We start from the raw sequence: 24,349 nt of genomic DNA on the forward strand, positions 1-24,349 counted from the left end.
TCACAATAAGAAACGTTTGATAGACATCGGCTTCTAACCCGATACACCCCACGCAAACGGGAGAACGGGGTGTGCAGCGCAAGCCCCTTGAAACCGGCAAGGCCTGCCCCACCTACGGGACAACAAGGCCAGATGCCACTGCGAAGAGGAGTGCCGCCATGCAAATGATCTACAACAGCCCCAACTACTGCGTCGTCGAATTTGCGCCGCAGGCCGGCCACCATCTGATGAATGCCGGCGGATACGAAATCGTCGACAAGAACGCGCAGCGCGAGATCTTCATCGATGGCGAGCTCGCCGAGCGATTCCGTGCGCACGTGAAACAGCTGATCGAGGATGAACCGTCGCTCGACGAGGTGGATGAATTCCTCGGACAGTTCGACAGCCTGATGATGATGCCCGTCGTCCTGCACTGACGACGCCCGGCCCGGCGCATCGCCGGGCCATTCGCCGCGCGCTGGCGCGGCCCCGCGAGCACTCCGATCCAAGCCCCCGTCCGGTTCGCCGGGCGGGGGTTTTCGTTTGGTGCGGCCCGTGCACGGCCGGGCGCGCCTTCGTGGTGCGGACAACGCTCGCCCGCACGCCTCGCGCCGGCACCGCTGCCCGCCCCGCGCGAGGCCGGGCGGCGCACCGGCGCACCGGCTACAATGGCGGTTTTCCCGTCTTCGCCGGTCTTCCGCCATGTCTGCGACTCCTCTCGCCGCTCCCGCCCCGCTCGACGCGTCCTACACGCGCGGCGCCGAACTGCCCGCGCTGCTGAAATCGCGCATCCTGATCCTCGATGGCGCGATGGGCACGATGATCCAGCGCTACAAGCTCGACGAGGCCGCGTATCGCGGCGAGCGCTTCAAGGACTTCCCGCGCGACATCAAGGGCAACAACGAGCTGCTGTCGCTCACGCAGCCGCAGATCATCAGCGAAATCCACGACCAGTACTTCGCGGCCGGCGCGGACATCGTCGAAACCAACACGTTCGGCGCGACGACGGTCGCGCAGGCCGACTACGGGATGGAAGACCTCGTCGTCGAGATGAACGTCGAATCGGCGCGGCTCGCGCGCGAATCGGCCGCCCGCTACGCGACGCCTGACAAACCGCGCTTCGTCGCGGGCGCGATCGGGCCGACGCCGAAGACGGCGAGCATCTCGCCGGACGTCAACGACCCGGGCGCGCGCAACGTCACGTTCGACGAGTTGCGCGACGCGTATTACCAGCAGGCGAAGGCGTTGCTCGACGGCGGCGTCGACCTGTTCCTCGTCGAGACGATCTTCGACACGCTGAACGCGAAGGCCGCGCTCTTCGCGCTCGACGAGCTGTTCGAGGACACCGGCGAGCGCCTGCCGATCATGATCTCGGGCACCGTGACCGACGCCTCGGGCCGCATCCTGTCGGGCCAGACGGTCGAGGCGTTCTGGAATTCGCTGCGCCACGCGAAGCCGCTCACGTTCGGCCTGAACTGCGCGCTCGGCGCGGCGCTGATGCGCCCGTACATCGCCGAGCTCGCGAAGCTGTGCGACACCTACGTGTCGTGCTACCCGAACGCGGGCCTGCCGAACCCGATGAGCGACACCGGTTTCGACGAGACGCCGGACGTCACGTCGGGCCTCTTGAAGGAATTCGCGCAAGCCGGGCTCGTGAACCTCGCGGGCGGCTGCTGCGGCACGACGCCCGAGCACATCGCCGAGATCGCGAAGGCGCTCGCCGACGTGAAACCGCGCCGCTGGCCGAGCCAGTACAGCGACGCCGCCTGACCGACCGCCCCAACGCCCGCCCTACCTCACACGAATTCGCACCGCCATGACCGATCACATGATGCGCCTTGCCGGCCTCGAGCCGTTCAACGTCACGTCCGGGACGCTCTTCATCAACGTCGGTGAACGCACCAACGTCACCGGCTCGAAGGCGTTCGCGCGGATGATCCTCAACGGCCAGTTCGACGAGGCGCTCGCCGTCGCGCGCCAGCAGGTCGAGAACGGCGCGCAGGTGATCGACATCAACATGGACGAGGCGATGCTCGATTCGAAGGCGGCGATGGTGCGCTTCCTGAACCTGATCGCGTCCGAGCCTGACATCGCGCGCGTGCCGATCATGATCGACTCGTCGAAGTGGGACGTGATCGAGGCCGGCCTCAAGTGCGTGCAGGGCAAGGCGATCGTGAACTCGATCTCGCTGAAGGAAGGCGAGGAAGCGTTCCGCCACCACGCGAACCTGATCCGCCGCTACGGCGCGGCCGCGGTCGTGATGGCGTTCGACGAGACGGGCCAGGCCGATACCTACGCGCGCAAGACCGAGATCTGCAAGCGCTCGTACGACTTCCTCGTGAACGAAGTCGGCTTCCCGCCGGAAGACATCATCTTCGACCCGAACATCTTCGCGGTCGCGACCGGCATCGAGGAGCACAACAACTACGCGGTCGACTTCATCGAGGCGACCCGCTGGATCAAGCAGAACCTGCCGTACGCGAAGGTGAGCGGCGGCGTGTCGAACGTATCGTTCTCGTTCCGCGGCAACGACCCGGTGCGCGAGGCGATCCACACCGTGTTCCTGTACCACGCGATCCAGGCGGGGATGGACATGGGCATCGTGAACGCGGGCCAGCTCGGCGTGTATGCCGACCTCGACGCGGAGCTGCGCGAGCGCGTCGAGGACGTGATCCTGAACCGCCGCGACGATTCCACCGACCGGCTCCTCGAAATCGCCGACAAGTTCAAGGCGGGTGGCGCGAAGAAGGAAGAGAACCTCGAGTGGCGCAACCAGCCGGTCGAGAAGCGGCTCTCGCACGCGCTCGTGCACGGCATCACGAACTTCATCGTCGAGGATACGGAAGAGGTGCGCGCGAAGATCGCCGCGGCCGGCGGCCGCCCGATCAACGTGATCGAAGGCCCGCTGATGGACGGGATGAACATCGTCGGCGACCTGTTCGGCCAGGGCAAGATGTTCCTGCCGCAGGTCGTGAAGTCGGCGCGCGTGATGAAGCAGGCGGTCGCGCACCTGATCCCGTTCATCGAGGAAGAAAAGCGCCTGCTCGCGGAAGCGGGCGGCGACGTGCGCGCGAAGGGCAAGATCGTCATCGCGACCGTGAAGGGCGACGTGCACGACATCGGCAAGAACATCGTGTCGGTCGTGCTCCAGTGCAACAACTTCGAAGTGGTCAACATGGGCGTGATGGTCCCGTGCAACGAGATCCTCGCGAAGGCGAAGGTCGAGGGCGCGGACATCATCGGGCTGTCGGGCCTCATTACGCCGAGCCTCGAGGAAATGGCGTACGTCGCGTCCGAAATGCAGCGCGACGACTACTTCCGCGTGAAGAAGATCCCGCTCCTGATCGGCGGCGCGACGACCTCGCGCGTGCACACGGCCGTGAAGATCGCACCGCACTACGAAGGCCCGGTCGTCTACGTGCCGGACGCATCGCGCTCGGTGTCGGTCGCATCGAACCTGCTGTCTGACGAAGGCGCGGCGAAGTACCTCGACGAGCTGAAGTCCGATTACGAACGGATCCGCGACCAGCACGCGAACCGCAAGGCGCAGCCGATGGTCACGCTCGCCGAGGCGCGTGCGAACAAGACGAAGGTCGACTGGGCGAGCTACCAGCCCGTGAAGCCGAAGTTCATCGGCCGCCGCGTGTTCAAGAACTACGACCTGAACGAGCTCGCGAACTACATCGACTGGGGCCCGTTCTTCCAGACCTGGGATCTCGCGGGTCCGTACCCGGCGATCCTGAACGACGAGATCGTCGGCGAATCGGCGCGGCGCGTGTTCTCCGACGCGAAGTCGATGCTCGCGCGCCTGATCCAGGGCCGCTGGCTGACCGCGAACGGCGTGATTTCGCTGCTGCCGGCGAACACGGTCAACGACGACGACATCGAGATCTACACCGACGACTCTCGCTCGGAAGTGCTGCTCACGTGGCGCAACCTGCGCCAGCAGAGCGTGCGCCCGGTGGTCGACGGCGTGATGCGCCCGAACCGCTCGCTCGCCGACTTCATCGCACCGAAGGAATCGGGCATCGCCGACTACATCGGGATGTTCGCGGTCACGGCCGGCTTGGGCGTCGACGTGAAGGAAAAACAGTTCGAAGCCGACCACGACGACTACAGCGCGATCATGCTGAAGGCGCTCGCGGACCGCTTCGCGGAAGCGTTCGCCGAAGCGATGCACGCGCGCGTGCGGCGCGAGCTGTGGGGCTACGCGAGCGGCGAGACGCTCGACAACGATGCGCTGATCGCGGAAAAGTACGCGGGCATCCGCCCGGCGCCCGGCTACCCGGCCTGCCCCGACCACCTGGTGAAGCGCGACATGTTCGATGCGCTGCACGCGGACGAGATCGGGATGAGCGTAACCGATTCGCTGGCGATGCTGCCGGCCGCGAGCGTGTCGGGCTTCTATCTCGCGCATCCGGACAGCCGGTATTTCTCGGTCGGCAAAATCGGGCAGGATCAGCTCGAGGACTATGCGCAGCGGATGGCGCTGTCGCTCGACGACGCGCGCCGCGCGCTCGCACCGCAACTCTGATCCCGGAGCTGCGGCCTGCCGTCTTTTTGATCAGACAAAATAAAAAAGCCCGCATCGAGCGGGCTTTTTCGTTTGCCTTTGCAAGCTTGCGATCTGCGTCGGCCGGGCAACGAAGCTCAGAACCCCCAGTGCACGTCGGCCTCGCCGGCCTTCGCTTCGCGCAGCATCGTGAGGAAGGGTGCGACGCGCTGCGCCAGGCTCGGCGGCACTTCGTGGTGCGCGTGTTCGGCGTCATCCTCGTGGAAATGGCCGGCGTGCTCGGCACGCTCCTGCTTCGCCTGCGCGACGGCGCCTTCCAGCTTCGCGATCGCGTGGTCCAGTTCGTCGTGCGTAATGACACCGCGCTCGCCCAGCTGCTTGCCGACGAGGCCCAGCACGTATACGGCGAAATCCTTCAGCACGTCGAGATCCTGTGCCGCCTTGCTCTTGAACGTAATCATGACAATTCCCTTTTCATCTTGTTGTGCCTGCGCGGCGCGGTTGGGGGGACGCCGGCAGACCGGCGTCCGGCCTCGCGGACGCGGGGCGCCTGAGCGGCATATTAGCACCTGTTAAAATTCTGCGATCCCTGAAACGCGCGCTTAAAAAGCGCGCCGGCCGGCCGGCGTTTCCGGCCGCCACCAACGAAGCCTTCTACCAGCATGCTGCCAGCACACAAACAGACCCTCGAAGCCCTGCTCGCGGATAGCGTCACGCAGGTCGCACACGCGCTGAAAGGCGCCGACGCAGCGTTCGTCGCCCCGGCCATCACGCTGGAGCGCCCGAAGGTCGCCGCGCACGGCGACGTCGCGTGCAACGTCGCGATGCAGCTCGCCAAGCCGCTCGGCGCGAACCCGCGCCAGCTCGCCGAGAAGATCGTCGCCGCCCTCACGGCCCAGCCGGCCGCGCAAGGCCTCGTTGACGCGGCCGAAATCGCCGGCCCCGGCTTCATCAACCTGCGCCTGACGGCCGCCGCGAAGCAGGCGGTGATCGCCGCCGTGTTCGACCAGGGCCGCGCGTTCGGCACGTCGGATCGCGAAAAGGGCAAGCAGGTGCTGCTCGAATTCGTGTCGGCCAACCCGACCGGCCCGCTGCACGTCGGCCACGGCCGCCAGGCGGCGCTCGGCGACGTGCTCGCGAACGTGATCGCGAGCCAGGGCTACGCGGTGCATCGCGAGTTCTACTACAACGACGCGGGCGTGCAGATCGGCAACCTCGCGATCTCGACGCAGGCGCGCGCGCGCGGCCTGAAGCCGGGCGACGCGGGCTGGCCGGAAGCCGCATACAACGGCGAATACATCGCCGACATCGCACGCGACTACCTGAACCGCGAAACGGTCGCAGCAAAGGACGGCGAGCCGGTCACCGGCGCGGGCGACATCGAGAATCTCGATGCGATCCGCAAGTTCGCGGTCGCGTACCTGCGTCACGAGCAGGACATGGACCTGCAGGCGTTCGGCGTGAAATTCGACCAGTACTACCTCGAGTCGTCGCTGTACAGCGAAGGCCGGGTCGAGAAGACGGTCGACGCGCTGATCAAGGCCGGCATGACCTACGAGCAGGACGGCGCGCTGTGGCTGCGCACGACCGACGAAGGCGACGACAAGGATCGCGTGATGCGCAAGTCGGACGGCACGTACACGTACTTCGTGCCGGACGTCGCGTATCACGTGACGAAATGGGAGCGCGGCTTCACGCAGGTGATCAACATCCAGGGCTCGGACCACCACGGCACGATCGCGCGCGTGCGCGCGGGCCTGCAGGGCCTGCACATCGGCATCCCGAAGGGCTATCCCGACTACGTGCTGCACAAGATGGTCACCGTGATGCGCGACGGCCAGGAAGTGAAGCTGTCGAAGCGCGCAGGCAGCTACGTGACGGTGCGCGACCTGATCGAATGGTCGGGCGGCGCGGTGCCGGGCCAGGAAGCGGCCCCCGACCTGATCGACGAGGCGACCATCACGCGCGGCCGCGACGCGGTCCGGTTCTTCCTGATCTCCCGCAAGGCCGACACCGAATTCGTGTTCGACATCGACCTCGCGCTGAAACAGAACGACGAGAACCCGGTCTATTACGTACAGTACGCGCATGCACGGATCTGCTCGGTGCTCAACGAACTGAAGTCGCGCTACAACGTCGAGGCCGCGCAGCTGCCGGGCGCCGACCTGTCGCAGCTCACGAGCCCGCAGGCCGTGTCGCTGATGCAGAAGCTCGCCGAGTATCCGGACATGCTCACGCACGCGGCGAACGAACTCGCGCCGCACGCGGTTGCGTTCTACCTGCGCGATCTCGCTGGTGAATTCCACTCGTTCTACAATGCGGAGCGCGTGCTGGTCGACGACGAAGCACCGCGCAATGCGCGCGCCGCGCTCCTCGCCGCGACCCGGCAGGTGCTCGAGAATGGTCTGGCGGTGCTCGGGGTGTCCGCGCCCGCCAAGATGTAAGCAGCCCGGACCGGGCAGCGAATGGCCGCGGTAGGCGCGCCTGCCTTCGGGTGCCCGCCGCCGGATGCCGCGGCCTTTTCACGATTCTTTTTGCAGGTGACTCAAGCAATGGCACAACCACGCCGAACTTCGAAGCAATCGAAACAAGCCGGAGGGACATTTCTTGGAATCGTGCTGGGCCTGATCGTCGGCCTCGCGATCGCGGTGGTGGTGGCGCTCTACATCACGCGTTCGCCGTCGCCGTTCGTGTCGAAGGTCGCGCCGCCGCCGGCCGACAACGGCGCAAGCCAGCCGCAGCAGTTCGACCCGAACCGTGCGCTGCAGGGCAAGACGCCCGGCCAGCCGGTGCCGCAGGCCGCGCAGCCCGCGCCGCCCAATACCGCGCCCGGCCAGGCCGCGAACCAGACCCAGGGCGGCCTGCTGCCCGAACCGCAGATCGTCGAAGTGCCGCCGTCGGGCAACGCGAACGGCTCCAGCGGCTCGAGCAACACCACCGCATCGAACAATGCGTCGTCGGGCAACGGCGTCGCCGTCGCGCCGAAGCCGGCCGACAACACGCCGCCGCCGAAGAAGACGCAACAGGCGCAGCAACAGCAGCAAGGCGGCGAGGACGACCTCGCGCGCTTCGCCGCGCAGAAGCAGGCGCAGCAGGCTGCCGCGCAGAAACAGCAGCAACAGCAACTGGCCATGAACACGCCGAAGCAGTCGCCGTCCGCGACGTCCGCCGCGGCAGCGAAGCCGCCGACCGCGAACGATGCGAACACCGGCTACTTCCTGCAGGTCGGCGCGTACAAAACGGAAGGCGACGCCGAGCAGCAGCGCGCGCGCCTCGGCTTCCAGGGCTTCGAGTCGAAGGTGTCGAAGCGCGATGTCAGCGGTGTGACCTATTTCCGCGTGCGCGTCGGCCCGTTCTCGAAATTCGAGGATATGAACTCGGCCCGTCAGCGCCTGTCCGATGCAGGTGTCGACACGGCGGTGATCCGTTTCACGAAGCAGTAAGCAACCGGCCGCGCCCACGCAGAACCCGTTACGTTTCGTAACCCGAGCAACTGATTCGACGTCTACAACATGAAAAAACTGCTTAGCACGCTCCTTCTGTCCCTGGGCCTGGCCGCTGCCGGCTTCGCCCAGGCGTCGCCTGCCGCACCGGTGTCCGGCAAGGACTTCGAGGTGATGAAGTCGCCGCAGCCGGTGTCCGCGCCGGCCGGCAAGGTCGAGGTCATCGAATTCTTCTGGTACGGCTGCCCGCACTGCTACGAATTCGAGCCGACGATCGAGGCCTGGGTGAAGAAGCAGGGCAACAACATCGACTTCAAGCGCGTGCCGGTCGCCTTCCGCGATGATTTCATCCCGCACTCGAAGCTGTACTACGCAGTGTCCGCGCTCGGCATCTCGGAGAAGGTCACGCCGGCGATCTTCAACGCGATCCACAAGCAGAAGAACTACCTGCTGACGCCGCAGGCGCAGGCCGACTTCCTGGCGACGCAGGGCGTCGACAAGAAGCAGTTCATGGACGCGTACAACTCGTTCAGCGTTCAGGGCCAGGTGAAGCAATCGGCCGAGCTGCTGAAGAACTACGCGATCGACGGCGTGCCGACGGTCATCGTCCAGGGCAAGTACAAGACGGGCCCGGCTTACACGAACAGCATCGCGGGCACCGCTCAGGTGCTCGACTACCTCGTGAAGCAGGTTCAGGACAAGAAGCTCTGACCCCCGCCCGCGCGCCGGCATGACTACTCCGCTGAAGGTCTTCATCACCGGCGCGTCGAGCGGCCTCGGCCTCGCGATGGCCGAGGAATACGCCCGCCAGGGCGCCACGCTCGCCCTCGGCGCGCGCCGCACCGATGCGCTCGATGCGTTCGCGCGGCGCTTCCCCAAGCTGTCCATCTCCATCTATTCCGCCGACGTGCGCGACGCCGATGCGCTGGCCACAGCCGCCGCGTCGTTCATCGCCGCGCACGGCTGCCCCGACGTCGTGATCGCGAACGCGGGCATCAGCCAGGGCGCCGTCACGGGCCAGGGTGATCTCGCCACGTTCCGTGACGTGATGGACATCAACTACTACGGGATGGTCGCGACATTCGAGCCGTTCGTCGGCCCGATGACGGCCGCGCGCCACGGCACGCTGGTCGGCGTCGCGAGCGTCGCCGGCGTGCGCGGGCTGCCCGGTTCCGGCGCGTACAGCGCGTCGAAATCGGCCGCGATCAAGTATCTCGAGGCGCTGCGCGTCGAACTGCGCCCGGCCGGCGTCGGCGTCGTGACGATCGCGCCCGGCTACATCCGCACGCCGATGACCGCGCACAACCCGTACCGGATGCCGTTCCTGATGGACGCCGACCGCTTCGCGGCCCGCGCCGCGCGTGCGATTGCGCGGCAGCACGCGTTCCGCGTGATTCCGTGGCAGATGGGCGTCGTCGCGAAGGTGCTGCACGTGCTGCCGCGCTGGCTCTACGACCGCCTGTTCGAGAAGGCGCCGCGCAAGCCGAAGGCCGGCGCGCACTGAGTTCGCCGGGCGTCCGGCGCGCTTCTCGCGCCGGGCCCGTGCTTCATCCGCGTCGCAGCCGCACGGCTTTCTTCGTTTCAGCCGCCCCCTCGCCACTCGCCGCGCGTCGCTGTTGCGGCTGCCCTGCCAAGCCATCGCGCCCGCCGATGCGCGTTGCCCCCGCTGCCTTCACAACCGCCCGCCGTCCGACCTCCGTCGCCGCCGTCCCTCGCGCCACTGCCGCCCCAGCACGCATTCCGTCGCGAACGCAGCCGTTTATCGCTCAATTCACTGTGTTCCGGCGCCTTTTTCCACGTGCCGCTCGCTTTGACGGTATCCTATTCGCCAGCCGCGCCTGCCCCGTCCCCTACCGGGCCGCGCCCGCACCCGACACCCGGCATAAATCACAAGTCAGTGGGAGAACCCATGCACGTCAAGCTGTTCGCCGCGGCTGCGCTCGCCGCCGCCCTCGCCGCTCCCGGCCTCGTCGTCGCCAAGCCGCTCACCGTCTGCACGGAATCGAGCCCGGACGGCTTCGACGTCGTGCAGTACAACTCGCTGGTCACCACCAACGCATCGGCCGACGTGATCTTCAACACGCTCGTGTCGTACGACGAAGCCGCGAAGAAGGTCGTGCCCGCGCTCGCCGACAAATGGGAGGCAAGCGCCGACGGCCTCACGTACACGTTCCACCTGCGCCCGAACGTCGCGTTCCAGACCACCGACTACTTCAAGCCGGGCCGCTCGCTGAACGCGGACGACGTCGTGTTCACGTTCTCGCGGATGCTCGACGATGCGAACCCGTGGCACAAGGTGGCCGGCGCGAGCGGCTTTCCGCACGCGCAGTCGATGGGCCTCGTGAAGCTGGTGAAGTCGGTCACGAAAGTCGACGACAACACGGTGAAGTTCGTGCTGAACGAGCCGAACGCGACGTTCGTGCCGATCCTGACGATGGGCTTCGCGTCGATCTACTCGGCCGAATACGCGGACCAGCTGCTGAAGGCCGGCAAGCAGGTCGACCTGAACGCGAAGCCGATCGGCACCGGCCCGTTCGTGCTGAAGAGCTACACGAAGGACGCGCTGATCCGCTACGACGTGAACCCGACCTACTGGGGCACGAAGCCGAAGGTCGACCGGCTGATCTACGCGATCACGCCCGACCCGTCGGTGCGCATGCAGAAGGTAAAGGCCGGCGAATGCCAGATCGCGCTGTCGCCGAAGCCGCAGGACGTGCTCGCCGCGAAGGGCGAAAGCGCGCTGAAGGTCGTGCAGACGCCCGCGTTCATGACCGCATTCGTCGCGCTGAACACGCAGAAGAAACCGCTCGACAACGAGAAGGTGCGCGAGGCGCTGAACTTCGCGTTCGATCGCGCGACCTACCTGAAGGTCGTGTTCGACAACACGGCGACGGCCGCGAACAACCCGTATCCGCCGAACACGTGGAGCTACGCGAAGGATATCGCGCCGTATGCGTACGATCCCGCGAAGGCGAAGCAACTGCTCGCGCAGGCCGGTTTCCCGAACGGCTTCTCGACGACGATCTGGACGCGCCCGACGGGCAGCGTGCTGAACCCGAACCCGAAGGCCGGCGCGGAACTGCTGCAGGCCGACCTCGCGAAGATCGGCGTGAAGGCCGAGGTGAAGGTGATCGAATGGGGCGAGCTGATCAAGCAGGCGAAGCTCGGCCAGCATGACATGCTGTTCATGGGCTGGGCCGGCGACAACGGTGATCCGGATAACTACCTGTCGCCGCTGTTCAGCTGCAACGCGGTGAAGTCGGGCATCAACTTCGCGCGCTTTTGCGACGCGCAGCTCGACAAGCTGATCGCCGACGGCAAGTCGACCGCCGACCAGGGCAAGCGCGCGAAGCTGTATGAATCGGCGCAGAAGATCATCCATGATCAGGCGCTGTGGATTCCGCTCGGCTACCCGACCGCGGCGGCGCTCACGCGAGCGAACGTGAGCGGCTATCGCGTCAGCCCGTTCGGCCGCCAGAACTTCACGGCCGTCTCCGTGCAGTAACCGCGCATGGCGCGCAAGCGACGGCACGCTCGCCCGTCGCTTGCGGCCCGCGCGTCGCGCTGCATCACGTTTCCCAAAGGCAGCGCGACGGGTGGCGTGACGAACCCGTCGCGTGATTGGCGCTTACGATCGCTCCTCCGTTCGCGCGCCGCCCGAATCGACGAATTGCTGCCTGAAGAGCCGCGCCGCTTCCCGCAAGCCTTCATCCGTCGGGATGATGGATTTCGTCTTGTTGATCGGGTCGCCGATCAGACCGCGCTGGTGCAACCGATTCAGCACGTCCCAATCAAAGCTTTTCCATGCGCGATTGCCGTCATGCAGCGTCAAATGCAAGAGCGCGAGCACGGCATCGTCGACTGCCTGCAGATCGATATGCATTTCCATGCCCCCTCTCCTTGTCAGCCGGATCACGCGCGGAGCTTCTCGAGCAGCTTGATGAAATTGCGCTTCGCACGGTAGGTCTTGCGAATCTCTTCGAGTTCGACGTCGAATACCGCCTGCTGGCGATGCGCAGCCCGCAGCGCGCAAATTTCGCGCACGACGCCGAACGCCTCGTCGTATCGCGCACTACCCGCGCCATGGCCGAGCGCGAACGGCAGATATCGGTGATACAGCGCGATCGCGTCCTCAGGATGCGTCCTCGCCCGCGTAGCGGCCACCGTCGGCCACACGAGGGTTTCGACCGGGCCGCCCTGAAACGCGTCCCACGCTGCGTCGTCGTCCCGCTCCGCGAGCAAGAGTTTCACCAACTCGGTGCGCGGCGACGGCTCCCAGCGCCGCGCACCGGTGCCGGCCTCCCCCGGCGCTTCGCGCTTGCGGGCAAGAGACTGCAGATGGGAAATCGCGCATGCCTTCACGGTAGCGTCTCGTTTCGTCCGCTTTGCAACCTTCATCAATGCATGGAATGCGTCGGCCGTCGGATGAACCGCGAAGCGCTCCCATGCGAGTGCGTCCGCCCGATCGAACGCGCGCCGCCGCAAATGCTCGTCGATGCAGAAGCCCATCAGCCGATCGTCGTGCCGGTCCTTCATCTCGCGCATTCCGCGTTCGGCCCACGCCAGCCGTTCGTCGAAACGTCCGTGCTCCGCGCACAGTTCCGCGATCTGCGCATACCGGTACGACGCCGATAAGTCCCGTGACCAGATGTGTATCAGCGCGTCGACGTCGCCGTCGTGTTTCGCGAGCGCCTCCATCGCATGCTCGAGATTGTGGCGCACCATGTTATGCGCGTACTCGTCGCGCTTGTTCAGCGGCCGCGCGGGCAGCACGGCCCAACTTTCCTCGACGCGCTCCCGATAGCGGCCCAATCCCGCGTCGCCCAGCACCTCCGTGTAGGCCGGCAGTACATCGCTGAACGTATCCCACTGGCCGGCGGTCTGCAGGCGAAACAGTCGGTCCGCCAGCTTCACCGGATCCGGCCGTGTCTGAAGGCATGCATCGAGGTGCAGCGCAGCCAATTCGCCGATTCCAGGTGCAACGCTGCCGTCCGAGTCATCGATCTGTTCGAGGCTCGCTTCCGCGTCGGCAATCGCGAGTTCGGCCAGTTCGACGACCCGCACGGCATGGGGACCGGCCAGCTGCTGCCGCAGCATGTCCGCGAGCTCGAACAGCTGTTCTCCAAACACGTGCGCCTCGCTCCAGCCGAGCGGCCGCGACACGCGGGCCATTTGCCGGACGGCGGCGCGCAGACTCGTGATGTCACCGGCCTGCGCCGCACGCGCGTCGAACAGCAGCCTGTCGCGCAACGATCGGTCGCGCGCGGCCACGTCGAGCAGCCAGCGGCGCAGCGCCTGCTCGTCGAGCGTCTCCAGGTGGTCGCGAATCAACTCCGCGTGCGTCTTGCGCTTGCGCCGCGGCCGCGCGGGCTCGCGTTCCTCGTCGTGGAAAACCTCGTCGCCGCTGTTCTCCAGCCATGACAACGCAACCGCCACCGCATGCTTGCAAAACGCTCCGTCGTCACCGACCGGGCAATTGCATGCATAGTGCAGCATATCGTCGTTGCCGACCGCGAATTCGACGTGATAGCGATACGTGCCGCGCACGGCCGCCGACAGCTCGCCGTCGCGCTCGATCAGCCGCGAAACCGCGCCATCGCGATAGTAGGCTCGACCGCGCTCGAAGGATTTCGCGTCGGTCAGCGCCCGGATCGCCGAGAGCGTGATGAGGTCGGAGAGACTGACATTGCGTGGCATGAATCGTGGCGTACGGGGTGATTGCAACGGAAACGACGGCGATGCTCCGTCGCGCACTCGGCGGCTGGAGCGGTCAGGCCCGCGCGTAGCGAATCACGCCGTCGTCGCCCTGCTCGCGCACGAGCTCGCCCGCCAGCCACAGCAGGTTCAGGTGGGCGAGCGCCTCGCCGAGCGCGAACGTCATCTGATGGATGTCGAGCTCGCGGCGGCGGAACATGATCGGCACGATGTCGGCCGCGCTGGCCGGCTTTTCCGCGCACGCGGTACGCACTTCGTCGAGCCGCGCGTCGTGGTGCGCGCGCAGTTGCGCGATGCGCGTGCGCACGCCGCGGAACGGCTTGCCGTGCGACGGCAGCACGAGCGTGTCGGGCGCCATCGTCTCGTAGCGGCCGAGCGATTCCAGGTACAGCGCGAGCGGGTTCGCCTCCGGTTCGAGATCGAATACGGATACGTTGGTCGAGATGCGCGGCAGCACCATGTCGCCGGAGATCAGCACGCCGTCCGCTTCGCTGTAGAGCGCGCAATGCTCAGGCGAATGGCCGTAGCCGGTGACGACGCGCCACGTGCGCGCGCCGATCGTCACCGCGTCGCCTTCGCGCAGGCGCCGGTAGCGCGGCGGCACGGCCGGCACGAGATCCGAGTAGTAGCTGCGGCGGCTGCGCAGCTTGTCGAGCGCGACCGGGTCGGTCAGGCCGTGGCGCGCGAAGTGATCGGCCGCAGCCGCGCCGCCGGCGTTCGAGCCGTTGCCGGCCGCCATCAGGCAGCCGAACATGTATTCGCCGAGCGTCATCCACAGCCGCACGTTCCAGCGGCCCTGGTCGCCGCCTTCGCACAGCCAGTTCGCCAAGCCGAAGTGATCGGGGTGGCAGTGCGTGACGAGCACGCGCAGCACCGGCAGCCCGTCGAGATGCCGGTCGAAGATCTGTTCCCAGTGCGTACGGATTGCGTCCGACGAGATCCCGCAGTCGACGATCGTCCAGCCGGCCTGTCCGTCGATCTCGTCGCGCAGCAGCCAGAGGTTGATGTGATCGAGCGAAAACGGCAGCGGCATGCGCAGCCAGTGCACGCCGGGCGCGACCTCGAACGTGTCGCCCGCGGCGGGCAGCGTGTCGGCGAAGGGATAGTCGAGTTGGTGTTCCAGTGCGTTCATCGGTGGGGTGTCTCGTCGTTATCGGTGCAAATGCCGGTGCAAATGCGGGCGCGCGTGCGGATGCGCAAGCGCGCGGGCGGCAGGCCGCGGCGGGCATCGCGTCGATTCTATCGCCGTCGCGCGAAGCGCGTGCCCGGCAGGCATCGGTCGGTCAAAAAAAGTTCGTGTCAGAATCGGTTCCGTACCCATATCTTTACGCGAAGATGCACCGAACGGCATGCAACGGTGAACAACCCGCGCATTGACGGCACTCGGTGCCAAACCCCGAAAGTCATTGAAACGCCGACTTGGGCGCTAGAATGGCGAGTGCTTACAGTCCCTCTCGAACGAGCCTGCACGCGATGAATCACTTCCCCAAACTGCTGTCGTCACAGATCGGTTTCGACGTCGCGCAGACGATGCTCGAATACTTCGACCGCCACTACCGGATCTTCCGGGAAGCCGCGGTCGAGGCGAAGACGCTATACGAGCGCACCGACTGGCACGGGTTGCAGCGGCTGGCGCGCGAGCGGATCACATCGTACGACGATCGCGTGCAGGAATGCGTCGAAGTGCTGGAGGACGAATACGACGCGGAGAACATCGACGACGAGGTGTGGCAGCAGATCAAGCTGCATTACATCGGCCTGCTCACGTCGCACCGCCAGCCCGAGTGCGCGGAAACGTTCTTCAATTCGGTGTGCTGCAAGATCCTGCACCGCTCGTATTTCAGCAACGATTTCATCTTCGTGCGGCCCGCGATCTCGACCGAATACCTCGAGAACGACGAGCCGGCGGCGAAGCCGACCTATCGCGCGTACTATCCGGGCACCGACGGGCTCGCGGCCACGCTCGAGCGCATCGTCACGAACTTCCAGCTCGAGCCGCCGTTCGAGGACCTCACGCGCGACACCGGCTGCGTGATGCAGGCGATCACGGACGAATTCGGCCAGTTCGAAGAAGCGCCGAATTTCCAGATCCATGTGCTCTCGTCGCTGTTCTTCCGCAACAAGAGCGCGTACATCGTCGGCCGCATCATCAACGCCGATCGCGTGCTGCCGTTCGCGGTGCCGATCCGGCACGTGCGCCCCGGCCTGCTCGCGCTCGACACGGTGCTGCTGCGCCGCGACCTGCTGCAGATCATCTTCAGCTTCTCGCACTCGTACTTCCTCGTCGACATGGGCGTGCCGTCCGCGTATGTGGACTTCCTCTGCACGATCATGCCGGGCAAGCCGAAAGCCGAGATCTACACGTCGGTCGGCCTGCAGAAGCAGGGCAAGAACCTGTTCTACCGCGACCTGCTGCATCACCTGTCACATTCGAGCGACCGCTTCATCATCGCACCCGGGATCAAGGGTCTCGTGATGCTCGTGTTCACGCTGCCGTCGTTCCCGTACGTGTTCAAGATCATCAAGGATCACTTCCCGCCGCCGAAGGAAACGACGCGCGCGCAGATCATGGAGAAGTACCAGCTCGTGAAGCGCCACGATCGTCTCGGGCGGATGGCCGACACGCTCGAGTATTCGAGCGTCGCGCTGCCGATCTCGCGGCTCGACCATGCGCTCGTGCGCGAGCTGGAGAAGGAGGTGCCGTCGCTGCTCGAATACGAGGACGGCAACCTCGTGATCAAGCACCTGTACATCGAGCGCCGGATGACGCCGCTCAACCTGTACCTGCAGAACGGCAGCGACGCGGACGTCGAGCATGGCGTGAAGGAATACGGCAACGCGGTGAAGGAGCTGATGAAGGCGAACATCTTCCCCGGCGACATGCTGTACAAGAACTTCGGCGTCACGCGCCACGGCCGCGTCGTGTTCTACGACTACGACGAGATCGAGTACCTGACCGACTGCAACGTGCGGCGCGTGCCGCCGCCGCGCAACGAGGAAGACGAACTGTCCGGCGAACCGTGGTATACCGTCGGCCCGCACGACATCTTTCCGGAAACCTACGGACCGTTCCTGCTCGGCGACCCGCGCGTGCGGACGGTCTTCATGAAGCATCACGCGGACTTTTTCGAGCCTGCGCTGTGGCAGGCCAGCAAGGACAAGCTGCTGCAGGGCGAGTTGCCCGATTTTTACCCGTACGACGTGTCGCTTCGTTTCAGCGTGCGCTACCCCGCGCGCTTCGACGCGACACCGGACGCCGACGCCGACGACGGCGCAGGCGACGCGCAGCGCGCCGCCTGACGCACGACCGGATCCGATCGAATCGAACCCGTTATCGACCCGCTTTCCGCCAACGGAATCCACACCGATGAATACCCAAGACAATCCGCTTTCGCACCTGTTCGACAACAACGACGCCTGGGTCAAGCGCCAGCTCGCCGACGATCCCGATTTCTTCGCGCGTCTCGCCGACCAGCAGGCGCCGGAATATCTGTGGATCGGCTGCTCGGATTCGCGCGTGCCTGCGAACCAGATCATCGGCCTGCCGCCGGGCGAAGTGTTCGTGCACCGTAACATCGCGAACGTCGTCGTGCACAGCGACCTGAATTGCCTGTCGGTGATCCAGTTCGCGGTCGACATCCTGCGCGTGAAGCACATCATGGTCGTCGGCCATTACGGCTGCTCGGGCGTGAACGCCGCGCTGCACAACCGCCGCGTCGGCCTCGCCGACAACTGGCTGCACCACGTGCAGGACGTGCGCGAACGCCACGCGGCGCTGCTCGACGAATGGCCGGTCGGCGAAGCCCGCTATCGCCGCCTGATCGAGCTGAACTCGATCGAGCAGGTCGTCAACGTGTGCCGCACGACGATCGTCAACGACGCGTGGGCGCGCGGCCAGTCGCTCACCGTGCACGGGCTCGTGTACGGCGTGCACGACGGGCGGATGCGCAACCTCGGGATGTCCGTGTCGAGCTTCGACGCGCTCGGCGAAACCTACAAGCGCTGCGTCGCGGCACTGACCGCGCGCGGCCAGCATGCGCCCGACAACGACATGGTCGCGGCGGATGCCGCGCGGCTCGAAGGCGTCGCGCAGGCGGTCGCCGACACGCTGAAGCCGTGCGGCGACGCGAAGTAACCGGCACCCACGCCGACGCGGCGCGCCGCACGCGCGCCGCGCGCCACCGGCCGAACACGCATCATGACGCCGGGCCGCGCCGCCAGCGTCGCATCGCCCGACCGATACGCTGCACGCATGCGGTAGCGCGACGACGGGCATCGAACTGATCTGACACCGGCACTGCCGCGACGGCAGTGCAACGCAAAGGAGCGGCGAACATGAAAACCGTACTGATCGTCGGCGCATCGCGCGGCTTGGGGCGCGAATTCGTCCGGCAATACCGGCGCGACGGCTGGAACGTGATCGCGACCGCGCGCGACGACGCGTCGCTCGCCGCGCTGCGCGAACTCGGCGCCCACGCGCATGCGCTCGACATCGCGCAGCCCGAACAGATCGCGGCGCTCGGCTGGAAGCTCGACGGCGAACGGCTCGACGCGGCCGTGCTCGTGTCGGGCGTGTACGGGCCGCGCACCGAAGGGGTCGAAACGATCAGCGCGGAGGATTTCGACGCGGTGATGCATACGAACGTGCGCGGGCCGATGCAGCTGCTGCCGATCCTGCTGCCGCTCGTCGAGGACGCGCGCGGCGTGCTGGCCGTCGTCTCGAGCCGGATGGGCAGCATCGCGGAGGCGACCGGCACGACCGGCTGGCTGTACCGCGCGAGCAAGGCTGCGCTGAACGACGTGCTGCGCATCGCGTCGCTGCAGACGCGCCACGCCGCATGCATCTCGCTGCATCCCGGCTGGGTGCGCACCGACATGGGCGGCGCGCAGGCCGCGATCGATCCGGAAACCAGCGTGGCCGGCATGCGCCGCGTGATCGCCGAAGCCGGCGCGGACATGTCGCAGGCCAACGGCCGTTTCTTCCAGTACGACGGTGTCGAGTTGAGCTGGTAAGCCGGCATGACAATTCGGCGTCGTTAATTCACGATTCGCATGATTTTGAACCGACCTGACGCGTGCCCGTGCGGCGGCGCGTCCCCCGTTCCTGCCGGCAAGGCCCCGCCACCGCGCTATGCGGCGTGCTGCGGCCGCTTCATCGACGGCGGCGAAGCCGCACCGACCGCGCTCGAGTTGATGCGCTCCCGGTATAGCGCATACGTGCTCGGCGCGACCGACTACCTGCGCGCGACCTGGGACGCGCGCACCTGCCCGGCCGATCTCGATGCCGACCCGAATGCGCCCGACGCGCCGCGCTGGCTCGGCCTCGCGGTCAAACGCCACGCGCCGCTCGACGAACGGCACGCGGAGGTCGAATTCGTGGCCCGCTACAAGGTCGGCGGGCGCGCGTACCGGCTCCACGAGACGAGTCGCTTCACTCGCGACGAGCACGGTTTCTGGCGCTATGTCGACGGCGATGTAAGTGAGCGCTGACAAATAGTTGCTGTGTCAGACGCCGGGTAATTCCCGCATTGCACAACCTGAATTTGTCGGGCTAGGATGGCCGTCAGATTAGTCATGTTGCATGGCAGGGCTTACGAATGGCGTTCACGTTCAGCAAGGTATTGGTGGGATGGATGGCGGCGTGCGCGCTGTCGGCCGCTCAGGCCGGTACGCCGCCGAACGCAAATGTCGGCGCAGCCGCGGCCGGCGGCTCGCTCGCGCATGCCGAGCGCTTCGATTACGGCAATTCGGGCCTCCCGCAGGTCGCCGCGAACCTCAACGAGCAAATCATCAGCATTCCGGCCGATGCTTCGGGCTCCGTGATGCTCGAGGCCACGCTGTTCAAGCCGAACGGCCCCGGCCCGTTTCCGCTCGTCGTCTTCAACCACGGCAAGAACACCGGCGATCTCCATCTGCAGCCGCGCAGCCGGCCGCTCGCGTTCGCGCGTGAATTCGTGCGCCGCGGCTACGCGGTGATCGCGCCGAACCGCCAGGGCTTCGCCGGGTCGGGCGGCACGTACCAGCAGGAAGGCTGCAACGTCGGCAAGAACGGCCTCGCGCAGGCCGCCGACGTCGCCGCGACGGTCCGCTACATGTCGCGTCAGTCGTACGTCGATGCGTCGCACATCGTCGTCGCCGGCACGTCGCACGGCGGCCTCGTGTCGGTCGCGTACGGCACCGAAGCGGCGCCCGGCGTGCGCGGCATCATCAACTTCTCCGGCGGGCTGCGCCAGGACCTCTGCGACGGCTGGCAGCGCAATCTCGTCGACGCGTTCGACCAGTACGGCGCGCATACGGCCGTGCGCTCGCTGTGGCTGTACGGCGACAACGATTCGGTGTGGACGCCCGCGCTCGTCGCGCAGATGCACGACGCGTACGTGTCGCACGGCACGCAGGCGCAGTTCATCGACTTCGGCCGCTACAAGGACGACGCGCACCGGCTGATCGTCGATCGGGACGGCGTGCCCGTATGGTGGCCGGCCGTGCATGCGTTCCTCGCGGAACTGAACCTGCCGACCTCGGTGCGTTATGCGGTCGCGAACCCGCACGAACCGAATGCGACCGGCTACGCGTCGATCGATGCGGTCGACGCGGTGCCGTTCCTCGACGAGGCCGGCCGCGAAGGCTATCGCCGCTTCCTGAGCCAGCATCCGAGCCGCGCGTTCGCGGTGTCCGCCGAAGGCGCGTGGTCGTGGGCCGAAGGCGGCGACGATCCGATGGCGCTCGCGCTCGACAACTGCACGAAGCAGGCCGCGGGCGCATGCCGGCTGTACGCGGTCAACGACCGCGTCGTGTGGAACGCGAACGCGACGCAGACGGCCGACAACGGCGACGCCGATACGCGCGCGCTGGCTTCACGCTGACGCGCGGGTCGCGACGCCCGGAGCGGGTGCTTCCCGCCCCCCTTCTCCTCTCCCTTTCCTGAACGCTCGCGCGGCCCGCAGCGGCGTTCGCATGCGCGTTCACCGGGTCATGCGAGCTGTCGAAGCGCGCCCCGCTCACGACGCCCCTGAAGCCTTTTCCCGGCGCCCTTCCTGATCCTCGGCCGCGCCCGATTCCGCACACCATTCGCTGCTCGCCGCATCCGTTGCGTCGCGCCTCGCGCCCCCTTTTCCTTTCCGCCCCGATTTTTGACCCGCGCACGCCCCACGGCCCGACGATTTTTTTCTGTCGGGGGGTGTCACTCGAACGTCGTCATCTGCGGTCATTTCGATGCATCTGGCGCGTACCGTTCCGAGCACCCCGGATCTGCGCCGAACTCCCGTCCGACAAGGCTTTGCGGCGTTTGTAACCGGTAGTGCAACGTGCGGCGGAACACGCTAATCTCACCGCGTTTCCCGTCTGTCGCCGCGCGGCATCCCGTCCGATGCCCGCCGCCGTTTTACCCCCCGGAGTTGCCTTGAGTACGCCAGCCACCGACGACTGGGTCGCGCGCAGCCTGCGCGCGGTCTGGCATCCCTGCACCCAGATGAAGCACCACGAGCGCTTGCCGCTCATCCCCGTCGCGCGCGGCGCGGGCGTATGGCTGTACGATCGCGACGGCCGCCGCTACTTCGATGCGATCAGCTCGTGGTGGGTGAACCTGTTCGGCCATGCGAACCCGGACATCAACGCGGCACTGAAGGACCAGCTCGACACGCTCGAGCACGCGATGCTCGCCGGCTGCACGCACGAGCCGGCGATCGAACTCGCCGAGCGGCTGCATGCGCTCACCGCGCGCACGCTCGGCCATGCGTTCTTCGCGTCGGACGGCGCGTCGGCGGTCGAGATCGCGCTGAAGATGAGCTTCCACGCGTGGCGCAACCGCGGCCGCTCGGACAAGCGCGAATTCGTATGCGTCGCGAACAGCTACCACGGCGAGACCATCGGCGCGCTCGGCGTGACCGACGTCGCGCTGTTCAAGGATGCGTACGACCCGCTGATCCGCAACGCGCACGTGGTCGCGTCGCCCGATGCGCGCGGCGCGCTGCCGGGCGAGACGGCCGCCGATGTCGCGGGCCGCGCGCTCGACGATGTGCGGCGCCTGTTCGCCGAACGCGCGGACCGGATCGCCGCGCTGATCGTCGAGCCGCTCGTGCAATGCGCGGCCGGCATGGCGATGCACGATCCGTCGTACGTGCGCGGGCTGCGCGCGCTGTGCGACGAGTTCGACGTGCACCTGATCGCCGACGAGATCGCGGTCGGCTGCGGCCGCACCGGCACCTTCTTCGCGTGCGAGCAGGCCGGCGTCTGGCCCGATTTCCTGTGCCTGTCGAAGGGCATCAGCGGCGGCTACCTGCCGCTGTCGCTCGTGCTCACGCGCGACGACGTGTTCGCGGCGTTCTACGACGACGACACGACGCGCGGCTTCCTGCATTCGCACTCGTACACCGGCAACCCGCTCGCGTGCCGCGCGGCGGTCGCGACGCTCGACCTGTTCGCGCGCGACGACGTGCTCGCCGGCAACGCGCGCAAATCGGCCGCGATGCGCGCCGCGCTCGCGCCGCTCGACGCGCACCCGCAGGTGCGCCACCTGCGCGAGCGCGGCACGCTGTTCGCCTTCGACGTCGCGCTCGACGGCGACGCGGCGCGCGGCTTCTCGCGGCGCTTCTTCGAGCGCGCGCTCGAACGCGAACTGCTGCTGCGCCCGATCGGCACGACCGTGTACCTGATGCCGCCGTACGTGATGAGCGATGACGACATCGCATGGCTCGCGCAACGCACGCGCGACACGCTGGATGCGACGCTCGCCGAGGGGGTGCGATGAAACGATCCTCGCCTGAAACGACCACGCCGCTGCTCGACACGCTGCAGCGCGGCTTAGCCGAACTCGATGCGCAGGGGCTGCGCCGCGTGCGCCGCACCGCCGACACCGCGTGCGACGCGCACATGCGCGTCGACGGCCGCGACATCGTCGGCTTCGCGAGCAACGACTATCTCGGCCTCGCCGCGCATCCGGCGCTCGTCGCCGCGTTCGCCGAAGGTGCGCAGCGCTACGGCTCCGGCAGCGGCGGCTCGCATCTGCTGGGCGGCCATTCGCGTGCGCACGCGACGCTCGAGGACGAGCTCGCCGGCTTCGCGGGCGGCTTCTCCGACGCGCCGCGCGCGCTGTACTTCAGCACCGGCTACATGGCGAACCTCGCCGCGATGACGGCGCTGACGGCCAGGCACGCGACGATCTTCTCCGATGCGCTGAACCACGCGTCGCTGATCGACGGAATCCGGCTGTCGCGCGCGAACGTGCAGGTCTACCCGCATGCGGACATGGCCGCGCTTGCCGCGCTGCTCGACGCGTCCGACGCCGACACGAAACTGATCGTCAGCGACACCGTGTTCAGCATGGACGGCGACATCGCGCCGCTCGCCGAACTCGTCGCGCTGGCCGAGCGCCACGGCGCGTGGCTCGTCGTCGACGACGCGCACGGCTTCGGCGTGCTCGGCCCGCAGGGTCGCGGCGCGCTCGCGGCCGCCGCGCTGCGCTCGCCGAACCTGATCTACGTCGGCACGCTCGGCAAGGCCGCCGGCGTCGCGGGCGCATTCGTCGTCGCGCACAAGACCGTGATCGAATGGATGATCCAGCGTGCGCGCAGCTACATCTTCACGACGGCCGCGCCGCCGGCCGTCGCGCATGCGGTATCGGCGAGCCTGAAGGTGATCGGCGGCGACGAAGGCGATGCGCGACGCGCGCACCTCGCCGCGCTGATCGAGCGCACGCGCACGCTGCTGCGCACGACGCGCTGGCAACCAGTCGACTCGCACACGGCCGTGCAGCCGCTCGTGATCGGCAGCAACGACGCGACGCTCGCAGCGATGCGTTCGCTCGATGCGCACGGCCTGTGGGTACCGGCGATCCGGCCGCCGACGGTGCCCGTCGGCACGTCGCGGCTGCGGATCTCGCTGTCGGCCGCGCATTCGTTCGACGATCTCGCGCGGCTCGAAGCCGCACTGATCGAAGCCAGCGAGGCAGCAGCATGACCGCCCCGCTTTCCCTGTTCGTCACCGGCACCGACACCGAGATCGGCAAGACCTTCGTGTCGGCCGCGATGCTGCACGGCTTCGCGCGGCACGGCCTGCGTGCGGCTGCGCTGAAACCCGTCGCCGCCGGCGCGTATGAACGCGACGGCGTCTGGCGCAACGAGGACGCCGACCAGCTCGACGCGGCCGCGAACGTCGTGCTGCCGCCCGAGCTGCGCACGCCGTTCCTGCTGAAGGCGCCCGCCGCCCCGCACATCGTCGCCGCGCAGGAAGGCGTGACGCTCGACATCGACACGATCGTCGCAAGCCACCGCGAAGCGCTGACGCGTGCGGACGTCGTCGTCGTCGAAGGCGTCGGCGGCTTTCGCGTACCGCTCACCGACACGCAGGACACGGCCGATCTCGCGGTCGCGCTCGGCCTGCCCGTCGTGCTCGTCGTCGGCGTGCGGCTCGGCTGCATCAGCCACGCGCTGCTGACGGCCGACGCGATTCGCCAGCGCGGCCTCACGCTCGCCGGATGGGTCGCGAACCACGTCGACCCGGCCATGTCGTACGCCGACGAGAACGTCGCGACGATCCGCGACTGGCTCGCGCGCGAGCATCGCGCCCCGCTCCTCGGCCGCATCGCGCACCTGCGCCCGGCCGCCCCCGAATCCGCCGCGGCGATGCTCGACATCGCCGCGCTCGTCGATACGCTGCGTCGCGCGCAGCATTGACGCCCCGATCCCCGCATTCACGACAGGAA

At 67.2% G+C, this 24,349-nt stretch carries 20 protein-coding genes; 16 read left to right on the plus strand and 4 right to left on the minus strand.

What is annotated here, in order from left to right; translation table 11 throughout:
• The first annotated feature begins 158 nt into the window (after positions 1–158).
• The 3 genes from AC1Z3W_RS34965 to metH all read left to right on the plus strand — a co-directional run bounded on the left by AC1Z3W_RS34965 (position 159) and on the right by metH (position 4,513).
• Positions 159–416 (plus strand): BTH_I0359 family protein, encoded by a 258-nt coding sequence (locus tag AC1Z3W_RS34965; protein ID WP_006477667.1) that lies wholly within the window; start codon positions 159–161, stop codon positions 414–416.
• Between the two features lie 265 nt (positions 417–681).
• Entirely contained in the window at positions 682–1,749 is a 1,068-nt protein-coding gene (locus AC1Z3W_RS34970; protein WP_057928569.1) for a homocysteine S-methyltransferase family protein, read from the plus strand.
• Between the two features lie 46 nt (positions 1,750–1,795).
• Positions 1,796–4,513 carry a methionine synthase gene (gene metH / locus AC1Z3W_RS34975; RefSeq protein WP_185734523.1) on the plus strand — a complete coding sequence of 906 codons (2,718 nt, stop codon included), beginning with the start codon at positions 1,796–1,798 and terminating at the stop codon, positions 4,511–4,513.
• Positions 4,514–4,629: 116 nt separating this feature from the next.
• Here the strand turns inward: metH and AC1Z3W_RS34980 are convergent, their stop codons facing one another.
• A complete protein-coding gene (locus AC1Z3W_RS34980; protein ID WP_057928571.1) occupies positions 4,630–4,953 on the minus strand; it encodes a DUF1840 domain-containing protein in 324 nt (107 codons plus the stop codon).
• Between the two features lie 201 nt (positions 4,954–5,154).
• Here AC1Z3W_RS34980 and argS point away from each other — a divergent pair, with 201 nt between their 5' ends.
• The 5 genes from argS (at position 5,155) to AC1Z3W_RS35005 (ending at position 11,440) form a co-directional block, all read left to right on the plus strand.
• Entirely contained in the window at positions 5,155–6,936 is a 1,782-nt protein-coding gene (argS, locus tag AC1Z3W_RS34985; RefSeq protein WP_483509423.1) for an arginine--tRNA ligase, read from the plus strand.
• Positions 6,937–7,044: 108 nt separating this feature from the next.
• Positions 7,045–7,935: an SPOR domain-containing protein gene (locus AC1Z3W_RS34990; RefSeq protein WP_124834286.1), complete on the plus strand. Its 891-nt coding sequence runs from the start codon at positions 7,045–7,047 to the stop codon at positions 7,933–7,935.
• Positions 7,936–8,004: 69 nt separating this feature from the next.
• Positions 8,005–8,646, plus strand: a complete 642-nt coding sequence (locus AC1Z3W_RS34995) for a thiol:disulfide interchange protein DsbA/DsbL (RefSeq protein WP_124834287.1) — start codon at positions 8,005–8,007, stop codon at positions 8,644–8,646.
• Positions 8,647–8,665: 19 nt separating this feature from the next.
• Positions 8,666–9,439, plus strand: coding sequence for an SDR family oxidoreductase (locus tag AC1Z3W_RS35000; protein ID WP_483509424.1), 774 nt, complete (start codon positions 8,666–8,668; stop codon positions 9,437–9,439).
• A gap of 405 nt (positions 9,440–9,844) precedes the next feature.
• On the plus strand, positions 9,845–11,440 hold the full coding sequence (locus AC1Z3W_RS35005; protein WP_124834288.1) for an ABC transporter substrate-binding protein: 1,596 nt from the start codon (positions 9,845–9,847) through the stop codon (positions 11,438–11,440).
• A 123-nt stretch (positions 11,441–11,563) separates the two neighbouring features.
• On the opposite strand, the gene AC1Z3W_RS35010 is transcribed toward AC1Z3W_RS35005, so the two are convergent.
• The 3 genes from AC1Z3W_RS35010 to AC1Z3W_RS35020 form a co-directional block, all read right to left on the minus strand.
• Entirely contained in the window at positions 11,564–11,818 is a 255-nt protein-coding gene (locus AC1Z3W_RS35010) for a DUF6429 family protein (RefSeq protein WP_175826183.1), read from the minus strand.
• Between the two features lie 29 nt (positions 11,819–11,847).
• Positions 11,848–13,632, minus strand: coding sequence for an SWIM zinc finger family protein (locus AC1Z3W_RS35015; RefSeq protein WP_483509425.1), 1,785 nt, complete (start codon positions 13,630–13,632; stop codon positions 11,848–11,850).
• A gap of 73 nt (positions 13,633–13,705) precedes the next feature.
• Entirely contained in the window at positions 13,706–14,782 is a 1,077-nt protein-coding gene (locus AC1Z3W_RS35020; protein ID WP_483509426.1) for an MBL fold metallo-hydrolase, read from the minus strand.
• A 341-nt stretch (positions 14,783–15,123) separates the two neighbouring features.
• Between AC1Z3W_RS35020 and aceK the strand changes: the two genes are divergently transcribed.
• From aceK to bioD, 8 genes are all read left to right on the plus strand, one after another.
• Entirely contained in the window at positions 15,124–16,950 is a 1,827-nt protein-coding gene (gene aceK, locus AC1Z3W_RS35025; RefSeq protein WP_175826166.1) for a bifunctional isocitrate dehydrogenase kinase/phosphatase, read from the plus strand.
• Between the two features lie 67 nt (positions 16,951–17,017).
• Positions 17,018–17,785, plus strand: a complete 768-nt coding sequence (gene can, locus AC1Z3W_RS35030) for a carbonate dehydratase (RefSeq protein ID WP_057928582.1) — start codon at positions 17,018–17,020, stop codon at positions 17,783–17,785.
• A gap of 200 nt (positions 17,786–17,985) precedes the next feature.
• Complete coding sequence (locus AC1Z3W_RS35035; RefSeq protein WP_057928639.1) at positions 17,986–18,663, plus strand: SDR family oxidoreductase; 678 nt, start codon at positions 17,986–17,988, stop codon at positions 18,661–18,663.
• Between the two features lie 39 nt (positions 18,664–18,702).
• The gene (locus AC1Z3W_RS35040) at positions 18,703–19,140 is read left to right on the plus strand and encodes a YchJ family protein (RefSeq protein WP_057928583.1); all 438 of its coding nucleotides are present in this window, start codon (positions 18,703–18,705) and stop codon (positions 19,138–19,140) included.
• 107 nt (positions 19,141–19,247) lie between these two features.
• The gene (locus AC1Z3W_RS35045) at positions 19,248–20,513 is read left to right on the plus strand and encodes a dienelactone hydrolase family protein (protein WP_124835482.1); all 1,266 of its coding nucleotides are present in this window, start codon (positions 19,248–19,250) and stop codon (positions 20,511–20,513) included.
• A 536-nt stretch (positions 20,514–21,049) separates the two neighbouring features.
• A complete protein-coding gene (gene bioA, locus AC1Z3W_RS35050; RefSeq protein ID WP_483509427.1) occupies positions 21,050–22,396 on the plus strand; it encodes an adenosylmethionine--8-amino-7-oxononanoate transaminase in 1,347 nt (448 codons plus the stop codon).
• Positions 22,393–23,604, plus strand: a complete 1,212-nt coding sequence (gene bioF / locus AC1Z3W_RS35055; RefSeq protein ID WP_175826168.1) for an 8-amino-7-oxononanoate synthase — start codon at positions 22,393–22,395, stop codon at positions 23,602–23,604. The genes bioA and bioF overlap by 4 nt, the downstream gene beginning before the upstream one ends.
• The gene (bioD, locus tag AC1Z3W_RS35060) at positions 23,601–24,320 is read left to right on the plus strand and encodes a dethiobiotin synthase (protein WP_124835486.1); all 720 of its coding nucleotides are present in this window, start codon (positions 23,601–23,603) and stop codon (positions 24,318–24,320) included. The genes bioF and bioD overlap by 4 nt, the downstream gene beginning before the upstream one ends.
• The last annotated feature ends 29 nt before the right edge of the window (positions 24,321–24,349 follow it).

The sequence above is a fragment of the Burkholderia sp. 10_S31 genome, from assembly GCF_056930375.1.

What these genes read in the sequence shown, in the direction of transcription:
- AC1Z3W_RS35045 (WP_124835482.1), top strand. Translation starts at nt 19,248, where the DNA reads ATGGCGTTCACGTTCAGCAAGGTATTGGTGGGATGGATGGCGGCGTGC.
- AC1Z3W_RS34965 (WP_006477667.1), top strand. Translation starts at nt 159, where the DNA reads ATGCAAATGATCTACAACAGCCCCAACTACTGCGTCGTCGAATTTGCG.
- bioD (WP_124835486.1), top strand. Translation starts at nt 23,601, where the DNA reads ATGACCGCCCCGCTTTCCCTGTTCGTCACCGGCACCGACACCGAGATC.
- argS (WP_483509423.1), top strand. Translation starts at nt 5,155, where the DNA reads ATGCTGCCAGCACACAAACAGACCCTCGAAGCCCTGCTCGCGGATAGC.
- AC1Z3W_RS35035 (WP_057928639.1), top strand. Translation starts at nt 17,986, where the DNA reads ATGAAAACCGTACTGATCGTCGGCGCATCGCGCGGCTTGGGGCGCGAA.
- AC1Z3W_RS35010 (WP_175826183.1), bottom strand. Translation starts at nt 11,818, where the DNA reads ATGCATATCGATCTGCAGGCAGTCGACGATGCCGTGCTCGCGCTCTTG.
- bioF (WP_175826168.1), top strand. Translation starts at nt 22,393, where the DNA reads ATGAAACGATCCTCGCCTGAAACGACCACGCCGCTGCTCGACACGCTG.
- metH (WP_185734523.1), top strand. Translation starts at nt 1,796, where the DNA reads ATGACCGATCACATGATGCGCCTTGCCGGCCTCGAGCCGTTCAACGTC.
- can (WP_057928582.1), top strand. Translation starts at nt 17,018, where the DNA reads ATGAATACCCAAGACAATCCGCTTTCGCACCTGTTCGACAACAACGAC.
- AC1Z3W_RS34980 (WP_057928571.1), bottom strand. Translation starts at nt 4,953, where the DNA reads ATGATTACGTTCAAGAGCAAGGCGGCACAGGATCTCGACGTGCTGAAG.
- AC1Z3W_RS35005 (WP_124834288.1), top strand. Translation starts at nt 9,845, where the DNA reads ATGCACGTCAAGCTGTTCGCCGCGGCTGCGCTCGCCGCCGCCCTCGCC.
- AC1Z3W_RS35015 (WP_483509425.1), bottom strand. Translation starts at nt 13,632, where the DNA reads ATGCCACGCAATGTCAGTCTCTCCGACCTCATCACGCTCTCGGCGATC.
- AC1Z3W_RS35000 (WP_483509424.1), top strand. Translation starts at nt 8,666, where the DNA reads ATGACTACTCCGCTGAAGGTCTTCATCACCGGCGCGTCGAGCGGCCTC.
- AC1Z3W_RS34970 (WP_057928569.1), top strand. Translation starts at nt 682, where the DNA reads ATGTCTGCGACTCCTCTCGCCGCTCCCGCCCCGCTCGACGCGTCCTAC.
- AC1Z3W_RS35020 (WP_483509426.1), bottom strand. Translation starts at nt 14,782, where the DNA reads ATGAACGCACTGGAACACCAACTCGACTATCCCTTCGCCGACACGCTG.
- AC1Z3W_RS34995 (WP_124834287.1), top strand. Translation starts at nt 8,005, where the DNA reads ATGAAAAAACTGCTTAGCACGCTCCTTCTGTCCCTGGGCCTGGCCGCT.
- AC1Z3W_RS34990 (WP_124834286.1), top strand. Translation starts at nt 7,045, where the DNA reads ATGGCACAACCACGCCGAACTTCGAAGCAATCGAAACAAGCCGGAGGG.
- aceK (WP_175826166.1), top strand. Translation starts at nt 15,124, where the DNA reads ATGAATCACTTCCCCAAACTGCTGTCGTCACAGATCGGTTTCGACGTC.
- AC1Z3W_RS35040 (WP_057928583.1), top strand. Translation starts at nt 18,703, where the DNA reads ATGATTTTGAACCGACCTGACGCGTGCCCGTGCGGCGGCGCGTCCCCC.